Below are 9,360 nucleotides of genomic sequence, written 5' to 3' on the forward strand. Positions count from 1 at the left end.
GGGCTGTGTGCGACTACCTGCACGACCAGATCAAGTACGTGCCGGGCTCCACCAACGTCCACTCCGCCGCGCGCGAGGCGTGGGAGGACCGCTCGGGCGTGTGCCAGGACTTCGCTCACCTCGCGATCGGGGCGCTGAGGACGGTGGGGATTCCCGCTCGCTACGTCTCCGGATACCTGCACCCCAAGCGCGATGCCGCGATCGGGGAGACGGTTCAGGGCGAGTCGCACGCGTGGGTCGAGTGGTGGTCAGGGGAGTGGACCGGCTTCGACCCCACCAACGACCGCGAGGTGGGCGATCACCACGTGATCGTCGGCCGTGCCCGGGAGTACTCCGACATTCCGCCACTGTCCGGAGTGGTCGCCGGCTCGACCGAGCACCTCGACGTGACCGTATCGATCACCCAGGTGTCCTGACCGCCGTCCCCGGCCGCCGCATCGTCGCGGTCGCCTAGCCCGTGTACTCGAAGTGCCACGGCTCCGGCTTCGTGCCGCCCGGCCTCGCCCACGAGGGAAGCACCCAGTTGTAGGCCGTGAGCTGCTGCCTCAGCCAGAGGTAGGCGTCGCCGTCATAGCCGCCCGGCAGCGCGGCGCCCGCGATGTCGATCGCGGCCGCCCACCCGTGGTTCGACGTGCCGGGAACCGCGGCGAGGTTGCCATGCACCGCGCGCGCCTGGACCTGGCCGTCGTAGTCGCGGTAGGAGTCGTTGATCGGGATGTTGATCCCGTACCTCGCCTTGAAGGCCGCGTTGAGCCGCTGAAGGTCGTCGGCGGCCTGGCAGAGCAGCAGTTCGGCGCGGTCCCAGGGCAGGGAGCACAGCCGGTCCTCCGGCAGGTATCCGTTCGAGTAGAACGACTTGACGCGGGTGATGGCTGCGCCGTCGACCCCGGCCAGGTAGTAGCCCGAGGCCCAGCCGCGCTTGCCGTCGACGATGACCTCGATCCAGCCGCCAGGCGATATCGCTCCCGTGACGGTGAGCAGCGTGCCTCGTGGCTCCTGCGTGATGACGGGGGTCGAGGTCGACGGCGCGGTGCGAATGTTGAGGGCGTTCGCGCCGTAGACCGCGAGCGCGGAGTGGCGCAGGACCGGCGCGGTGCCCGTGGGGGTGAAGACGATCCCCGCACGATCGAGCCGGTACAGGAACGCGGCCATGGCGTCGCGCGCGATGGTGGCCTTGGGGCGGAACTCCGCACCCTGGGCCGTCTGCCAGCCCCGGGTGGCGCCCGTCTCGGCGAGCCAGAGGATCTGCTTGTAGAACGGCGAGGAGGCGTCGACGTCGAGGAACGGGGAGGCGCCCGTGGTCGATACCGGGGGAGAGCCCGCGTATCGGTACAGGAACGCTGCCATCGCCTCGCGGGTGATGGGCTCGTAGGGGCGGAACTCGGCTCCGTCCGCCACCGTCCATCCGAGTGAGATGCCCGCCTCCTCGACCCACGTGATCTCCCGGTAGAACGACGTGCCGCTCGCGCGGATGTCCTGGAACGGGGACCGGCTCGGCTCGAAGTGAGCGGGCTCCCCCGCGTAGCGGTACAGGAACGCGGCCATCGCGTCGCGCGCGACCGAGGCGTGCGGGCGGAACTGGCGGGTCCCGTCGCTCTCGAGCCATCCGCGCGTGACGCCCACCTGCGCGAGCCAGGTGATCTCCGTCGCGAACGGTGAGAACGCGGCGGCACCGACCTGCGAGGACACGTCCGTGAAGCGGATCGACGTGGCGGCCAGCACCGCGCTGGACGTGGCGCTGTCGATCGAGGAGGCGCCGTCGATCGAGGGCGCGAGGGGCTCGGGCGCGTCCTGCTCGGCGGCCGGCTCGCGCTCAGGCTCAGGCTCCGCAGACGGCGTGGGTGAGGGGGATGGAGTGGGGGAGGGCGTCGGTGTCGGGCTGGGCGAGGGCGACACTGAGGGTGAGGGAGACGCTGAGGGCGCGGGGCTAGGCGAGGGCGACACCGAGGGTGAGGGTGATGCCTCTGGGGTGGGGGAGGCCGATGCGCTGGGCGACTCGCTCGTGGAAGGTGCCGGAGCGGCGGACCCGACCCCCGCCGATGCCGCGAGCGTCACCGCGATCGTGATCGCGGCGAGCGAGCGCGGCGCCGTGCGCCGTGTGCGCATGCCCGTGTCGCGCATGACCCGCTCCTCCCGCTCCTGGGGCGCGGACGCCCGCGTGAACCCGCCTATTGTGCGCTCTTCGGCCACTCTTCGCGATCGCTTGAGCGACTTGGCCCGGAACCAGGCATGGTGTCCCCAGCCGGCCGACGCATCGGCCGGGATCCGCGTGGCGTCGCAGCGCCGATAGAATCTTCTGGTGACTTCCGCGAGCCCCGAGACTGACGAGACCCGCTACGACTTCCGCGCGATCGAGGAGCGCTGGCTGCCCGTGTGGCGCAAGACCCAGCCGTTCCGTGCCGGAGACGCGACGGACGAGCGCCCGACCAAGTACGTCCTCGACATGTTCCCCTACCCCTCGGGCGACCTGCACATGGGCCACGCGGAGGCGTATGCGCTGGGTGATGTGATCGCTCGGTACTGGACCCAGCGCGGCTTCAACGTTCTCCACCCGATTGGCTGGGACTCGTTCGGCCTGCCTGCCGAGAACGCAGCGATCACCCGTGGCCTCGACCCGCGGGGCTGGACCGAGGACAACATCGCGCAGCAGCGCACCTCGATGGAGCGCTACGCGTGCTCGTTCGATTGGGATCGTGTCCTCGCCACGCATCGTCCGGACTACTACCGCTGGAACCAGTGGCTCTTCACGCGGCTCCACGAGCGGGGCCTCGCCTACCGCAAGCACTCGAACGTCAACTGGTGCCCCAAGGACCAGACCGTGCTCGCCAACGAGCAGGTCGTCGGCGGGCTGTGCGAGCGCTGCGACACCCCTGTCACGAAGAAGAAGCTCAACCAGTGGTACTTCAAGGTCACGGACTACGCGGACCGCCTCCTCGACGACCTGGAGACGCTGCAGAGCACGTGGCCGTCCAAGGTCATCGCGATGCAGCGCAACTGGATCGGCCGCTCGACGGGCGCCGACGTGCGCTTCGCGATCGAGGGTCGCGAAGAGCCCGTGGACATCTACACCACCAGGCCTGACACCCTGTACGGTGCGACGTTCTTCGTGGTGGCTGCCGACTCCGACCTCGCGTCGGAGCTGGCCGCGGGATCCGACGCCGCCCTGCAGAGCGAGTTCGCTGACTACCTCGACAAGGTGAAGTCCGCGAGCGAGATCGAGCGGCTCAGCACGGATCGTGAGAAGACCGGCGTGTTCCTGGGACGCTACGCGATCAACCCCGTCAACGGCGCGCGCCTGCCCATCTGGGTCTCCGACTACGTGCTCGCGGACTACGGTCACGGCGCGATCATGGCGGTCCCGGCGCACGATCAGCGCGACCTCGACTTCGCTCGCGCGATGGATCTCCCGGTGACGCCGGTGGTCGACGTGCGCGATGAGGAGGGGGAGCCGCTGCCCGACCCGCGCGAGTCCGGCATCGCCACGACCGGCGACGGCGTCCTGATGAACTCCGGGCCCCTTGACGGGCTCGACAAGGCAGCGGCCATCGAGACCATCACGGCGCAGCTGGCCGCCGAGGGCGTCGGTGAGGCTACGACCAACTACCGTCTCCGGGACTGGCTGATCTCCCGCCAGCGCTACTGGGGCACGCCCATCCCGATCGTGCACTGCGACGCGTGCGGCGAGGTGCGTGTGCCCGACGACCAGCTCCCGATCGAGCTGCCGTCCGCCGAGGGACTCGACCTCAAGCCCAAGGGGACGTCGCCGCTGGGCGCGGCGACCGACTGGGTCAACACCACGTGCCCCAGCTGCGGCGGTGCCGCCACGCGCGACACCGACACGATGGACACGTTCGTGGACTCGTCCTGGTACTTCCTGCGCTACCTGTCGCCAGGCAAGACCGACGGGCCGTTCGACGAGCTCGACGCCAAGCGCTGGGCGCCCGTCGACCAGTACGTCGGCGGCGTCACCCACGCGATTCTGCACCTGCTGTACGCGCGCTTCTTCACCAAGGCGCTCCACGACATGGGAATGATCGACTTCGAGGAGCCCTTCAGCGCACTGCTCAATCAGGGCATGGTCCAGATGGACGGCTCCGCGATGTCGAAGTCGCGCGGCAACCTGGTGCGCCTGTCGGAGCAGCTCGACGAGTTCGGCGTCGACGCCGTCCGCCTGACGATGTCCTTCGCGGGCCCGCCCGAGGATGACATCGACTGGGCCGACGTCTCGCCCGCCGGAAGCGCGAAGTTCCTGGCCCGCGCGTGGCGCCTCGCGCGCGACGTGAGCTCCGAGCCGACGGTGGACCTGACCACGGGAGACGCCGCGCTGCGCGCCGTCACCCACCGCACGCTGCACGATGCTGCCGAGCTCGTCGAAGGCTTCCGCTTCAACGTCGTGGTCGCACGCGTCATGGAGCTGGTCAACGCCACGCGCAAGGCGATCGACTCGGGTCCAGGCGGCGCCGACCCCGCCGTGCGCGAGGCGGCCGAGGCCGTGGCGATGCTGCTGAGCCTGTTCGCTCCGTACTGCGCCGAGGACATGTGGTCGATGCTCGGTCGCGAGAACGTCGCGCGCGCGGGGTGGCCCACCGTCGACGAGTCGCTGCTGGTCGAGGAGACGGTGACGTGCGTCGTGCAGGTCAAGGGCAAGGTGCGCGACCGCCTCGAGGTCGCTCCCGGGATCGGCGAGGACGCGCTGCGCGAGCTGGCGCTGGCGTCCCCGCAGGTCCAGCGCACCCTCGACGGCGCGGACATTCGTACGGTGATCGTGCGGGCGCCCAAGCTCGTCAACATCGTTCCCGCGTGACCGCGGCGAGAGAGCTCGGACTCGTGATGCACGGCGCGGTCGCCGGTGAGTAGTCTCGACGCCATGGCAGGTCGCACCGCGGTGGTCACGGACTCTGCAGCGTCGCTCCCGGCGGCGCTCGCGGACAAGTGGGGCATCCGCGTGGTGCCGCTGCTCGTGACCATCGACGGCGAGTCGCACGATGAGGGCGACGGCGTGACCTCGAGCGATGTGCTTGACGCGCTGGTCGAGGGAAGTGCCGTCAGCACGTCGCAGCCGTCCGTCGCACGGTTTGCGGTCGCATTCGCCGAGGCAGCCGAGTCCGGCGCTGATCACGTGGTGGCGGTCCTCATCTCCGGGAAGATGTCGGGCACCGTCAATGGTGCCCGCGCGGCAGCCGATGCCGCCCCTGTCCCCGTGACGATCGTCGACTCCCAGACCCTCGCGATGGGCACGGGGTTTGCGGCGCTGGCCGCGGCGGCGCGTGCCCGTGGGGGTGGCGCGCCCGACGAGGTCGCTGAGGTCGCCCGCGCGGTCGCAGCCTCCGCGCGGTGCATCTTCACCGTCGACACCCTCGAGCACATGCGGCGCGGTGGACGCGTGTCACCCGCGATCGCCGCTGTGGGCAAGGTGCTCAGCATCCGACCCGTCCTCGAGATGGTCGATGGCGAGGTGCAGATGGTCGACAAGGTGCGGTCGACGCAGCGTGCACGTGCCGCAGTCATGGCGCGTGCCGAGGAGACGGTGGCGGCGCTGTCCCGGCCGGCCGCGGCCGTGATGGTGCTGGGCGACGGGGACTTCGGCGACGACGCCGCGCGGGCGCTCGAGGTGGCACACCCGGAGCTCGCGATGCTGGTGCGCACTCCCGTCAGCGCGGTGCTCGCCGGGCACACGGGCCCGGGGACGCTTGCCGCCGTGGTCGTGGAGCTCCCTCCCGAGGTCACGTAGCCCCGACCGGGTGGCCGTTCCCATGCCGTGGAGCGGTGCGGGTTTTCCACAGTGCGGAGCCTTCGCGCTCGTGGCGCGTCGCTCGTGCTCCTAGCGTCTCCAGACGTGAGCACTCCTGTCGAACCATCCAACGCCGGAGCTGACCGCGCTGCGGAGCAGCCGGGACGGGAGCTTCCCGACCGAGTGATCGATCACTGGCGCGAGAGTGCCGCGCGGGCCGCGGGGCACGCCTATGAGGCCGCATACGGGCGCGAGATCCACGACGCGTCGACCTCGATGCGGTGGCGGATCGAGCCGCGGGTCGCCGTCACAGTGGTCGCAGCGCTCGTGGTCCTGGCTGCGCTCGCCTGGTGGCTGTCTCAGGTGCCCTCGCCGGTCACCGCGACGGTCTCCGAATCCAGTGCACCTCTCGCGACTGCGGCTTCACCGGAGGTGGAGGCGTCGCATGCGCCGTTGGTGCCGGCGCCAGCTCCGATCGTGGTGCATGTGTCCGGCGCCGTCGCGTCGCCCGGCCTCGTCGAGCTCGGTACGGGCGCGCGCGTCGCTGACGCGGTCGATGCCGCGGGAGGGCTGCTCGACGGCGCCGACCTCGGTGGCGTGAACCTCGCGCGCGTGGCCGCGGACGGAGAGCAGATCCACGTCCCTGAGGAGGGCGAGCTCAGTGCGGCGGCAGGACCTATCAACCTCAACGCGGCGGATCCGCAGCAGCTCCAGCAGCTGCCCGGGGTCGGCGAGGTGATGGCCGAGCGCATCGTCGCGGACCGCGACGCCCATGGACCCTTCGCGTCGGTGGACGACGTCCAGCGCGTGAGCGGGGTCGGTCCCGCGATGGTCGCGGGCTGGGACGGACTCGCGCAGGTGTGATGCCACGGCACGATGCCCGGCTCGTGCCGGCAGCCGCGGCGGCGTGGGGGTGCGCGGCGCTGACGATCGGCGGTCGCTCGCGGGATGCCATGCTCGCCATGGGTGTGCTCGTGGCAGTGGCTGCCACTGTCGCCGTGTGGGTGGCGGTGCGGAGCCGCCGGCGGCCAGCGGCACAGTTCGCCCGCGCCTGCGCACCGTTCGCGGTGCCAGCAGCGGCATCGGCGATTGCACTCCTCTCGGCGCAGCACACGGTCCACGGCGAGCGGCTCTGGGCCCACGAGCTCGAGTCGGCCGGCACCGTGACCGTGACGGTGAGGATCGAGTCGGAGAGCCGGCCGCTGGCCGGGGGCGACGCGCGGTGGTGGGTCGACGCCGAGGTCCTGGGGTGGACCCAGCCCGGCTTCACCGCATCCGACTGCGGCGGCGCACCTGAGGTGGGCGAGCGGTGTGTCTCGCCCGCGGGCGGGACCCTGGCGGCGGTCGTCGACGTCCCGCTCGATCGGGGCGACGTCGCGGTCATGTCGGGGGCCGTCTCGGCGGGCACCTGGGGCTCCCCGGTCATGTGGGAGGCCCACGTGGATCAGCCCCGCTCTGACTCGTGGGTGGCGCAGTGGCGTGAGCGATTCCGCGATGCCACCGAGGGGCTTCCTGACCGCCAGCGGGGGCTCGTCCGAGGCATGATCCTCGGCGAGACCATCGCGATGCCCACCCGTCAGGTCGAGGCGATGAGGGTCGCGGGGCTCGCGCACCTCACCGCGGTGTCCGGCGCCCACTTCGCGATCGTGCTCGGCGCCGTCGCTGCGGCGGCGCGGTGGCGCCGCCTTCCCCGCGTGGCGACAGCGGCCGTCGTGCTGGGAGTGGCGGTCCTGTTCGCCACGGTCGTGGGCCCCGAGCCATCAGTCCTGCGGGCGTTCGCGATGGCGTGTGCGGTGGCACTCGCGACGGCGTGGGGCAGGCCGGCCCGCGGCCTCCCCGCGCTCGCCGCCGGGGCGCTGACCCTGCTCATCCTGGAGCCCGCGCTCGCGCTGAGGATCGGTTTCGGGATGTCGGTCGCCGCGGTCGCGGCCATCGTCCTGTGGGCGCCGCGCGTCGCACACCTGCTCGCTCGCGTGCTGCCGCCTCACGTCGCCCGTGCGGCGTCGGTCCCGGTAGTCGCCCAGGCCGCCGTGACCCCATTCCTGGTGTCCATGGGCGCGGGCCTCACGCCGTACGCCGTGGTCGCCAACGTGGTGGCGGGCGTGGCGGTCCTGCCCGTGATGGCCGCGGGGATGACGGCCCTGGTGCTCGCCGCGGTCTCGTCATCGTGGGCCCTGGTTCCGGCGTGGGTCGCGGGGAAGTCGGCCCAGGTGATCGCCATGATCGCGGAGGCCACCGCCGGAGCTCCTGGAGCCCGTGTCCCATGGCTCGACGGGCCCGCTGGTCCGCTGGCAGCCGGCATGGGCGTCGCTGCGGCGGTGGTCGCCACATTGCGCGTGGGGACCGGATGGCGGGTGCTCGGAGCAGCGGTGGGCGCCGGTGCTCTCCTGGTCGGCGCTGCCTGGCCGGCGCTCACCGCGCGAGACCATGGAGTGGTCCTCGACGACTGGGACGTCGTGGCCTGCGACGTGGGCCAGGGCGACATGATGCTGCTGCGCGCCGGACCGTCGAGCGCCGTCGTGATCGACGCAGGTCCGGATCCAGACGTCGCGCGGTCGTGTCTCGAGAGCTATCGAGTCACGGAGATTCCGCTGCTCGTCATCACCCATCCGCACGAGGACCATGACGGGGGCGTGTCGGGCGTCATGGGCGTGGCCCGGCCCGCGCTGGCGTGGGTCTCGGACGCCGCCGCGGGTGGGGCGGCGGCCCGTGCGCTGGCGACCGAGGGGGTGCCGATGCGGGTTCCGACGCTCCGTGAGGCCATCACCGTCGGCGACGTGGCGCTCCGCGTCGTCTCGACGCTCCACGCGGGCGGCGCGGCCGCCGCCAACGACGCCTCGATCGGCGTGATCGGGGTGGCCTCGGGGACGTCCGTGATCGCCCTGGGAGACCTCGAGCTGGAGGGGCAGGAGGCTGTCGCGCTGGCGCTCGGAGGGCCGGTGCCCATCGACGTGGTGAAGGTGGCGCACCACGGTTCGGCGGTCCAGTCGCCGCATCTCGCGGACCTGATCGATGCGCGGATCGCGGTGTTCAGCGCGGGCGCCGACAACCGCCACGGACACCCTGCGGCGTCCGCACTCGACCTGTACGGGGCCAACGCCCAGATCGCTCGCACAGACCAGTGTGGGTCGATCGAGGTCGCCCACGATGAGTCGGGGCTGCGGTGGTCGGGTTGTCGTACGGAAGTGGCAGGCTAGTCCCATGCCGCCACGCAACCGCACTCCCGAGGCCACCTGGCACCGCGCGAAGCCCGCACCCGTCGTGCTGGTCAGCGGTCCCGAGACGCTGTTGGCGTCGCGTGCGGTCGAGCGCATCCACCTCGCCGTCGGCAAGGCGGCGGACGTCACGGTCCTCGACGCGGGCGCGTACAACGCCGGAGCACTCGTCGCGGCTGCGAGCCCGTCACTGTTCGCTGAGCCGGGCCTGGTGATCGTCGAGGGAGCCGAGGCGATGAACGACGCGTTCCTCGCGGACAGCCTGGCCTACGCGGCGGCCCCGGATCCCGACGTCGTCGTCGTGATCCGGCACGGCGGCGGCGTTCGCGGCAAGAGGCTGCTCGACACGCTGCGCAAGGGCGACGTCGGTCTGGCCACCGGCATCCTGGTGATCCTGACCCTCCTGATCCTGCC

8 protein-coding genes are annotated in these 9,360 nt (G+C 71.6%); 7 read left to right on the forward strand and 1 reads right to left on the reverse strand.

Translation table 11 applies throughout. The features are described 5' to 3' along the window. Positions 1–416 (forward strand): transglutaminase family protein (locus QZ483_RS10715; RefSeq protein WP_297083815.1); only part of this gene is annotated, 416 nt, incomplete at its 5' end. Positions 417–450: 34 nt separating this feature from the next. Here the strand turns inward: QZ483_RS10715 and QZ483_RS10720 are convergent. Further along, entirely contained in the window at positions 451–1,689 is a 1,239-nt protein-coding gene (locus tag QZ483_RS10720; RefSeq protein WP_297083817.1) for an SH3 domain-containing protein, read from the reverse strand. A 4-nt stretch (positions 1,690–1,693) separates the two neighbouring features. Between QZ483_RS10720 and QZ483_RS10725 the strand changes: the two genes are divergently transcribed. The 6 genes from QZ483_RS10725 to QZ483_RS10750 all read left to right on the forward strand — a co-directional run. Further along, positions 1,694–2,290, forward strand: coding sequence for a hypothetical protein (locus QZ483_RS10725; protein ID WP_297083818.1), 597 nt, complete (start codon positions 1,694–1,696; stop codon positions 2,288–2,290). Positions 2,291–2,299: 9 nt separating this feature from the next. Next, positions 2,300–4,804 carry a leucine--tRNA ligase gene (leuS, locus tag QZ483_RS10730; RefSeq protein ID WP_297083820.1) on the forward strand — a complete coding sequence of 835 codons (2,505 nt, stop codon included), beginning with the start codon at positions 2,300–2,302 and terminating at the stop codon, positions 4,802–4,804. 63 nt (positions 4,805–4,867) lie between these two features. Next, positions 4,868–5,731 carry a DegV family protein gene (locus QZ483_RS10735; protein WP_297083823.1) on the forward strand — a complete coding sequence of 288 codons (864 nt, stop codon included), beginning with the start codon at positions 4,868–4,870 and terminating at the stop codon, positions 5,729–5,731. 105 nt (positions 5,732–5,836) lie between these two features. Beyond that, a complete protein-coding gene (locus QZ483_RS10740) occupies positions 5,837–6,595 on the forward strand; it encodes a ComEA family DNA-binding protein (protein WP_297083825.1) in 759 nt (252 codons plus the stop codon). Beyond that, positions 6,595–8,928 carry a ComEC/Rec2 family competence protein gene (locus QZ483_RS10745; RefSeq protein ID WP_297083827.1) on the forward strand — a complete coding sequence of 778 codons (2,334 nt, stop codon included), beginning with the start codon at positions 6,595–6,597 and terminating at the stop codon, positions 8,926–8,928. Before QZ483_RS10740 ends, QZ483_RS10745 begins: the two co-directional genes overlap by 1 nt. Positions 8,929–8,932: 4 nt before the next feature. Beyond that, the coding region (locus QZ483_RS10750; protein WP_367117104.1) for a DNA polymerase III subunit delta at positions 8,933–9,360 on the forward strand (428 nt) is incomplete at its 3' end.

Source organism: uncultured Demequina sp. (assembly GCF_913055775.1).
GTDB lineage: Bacteria > Actinomycetota > Actinomycetes > Actinomycetales > Demequinaceae > Demequina.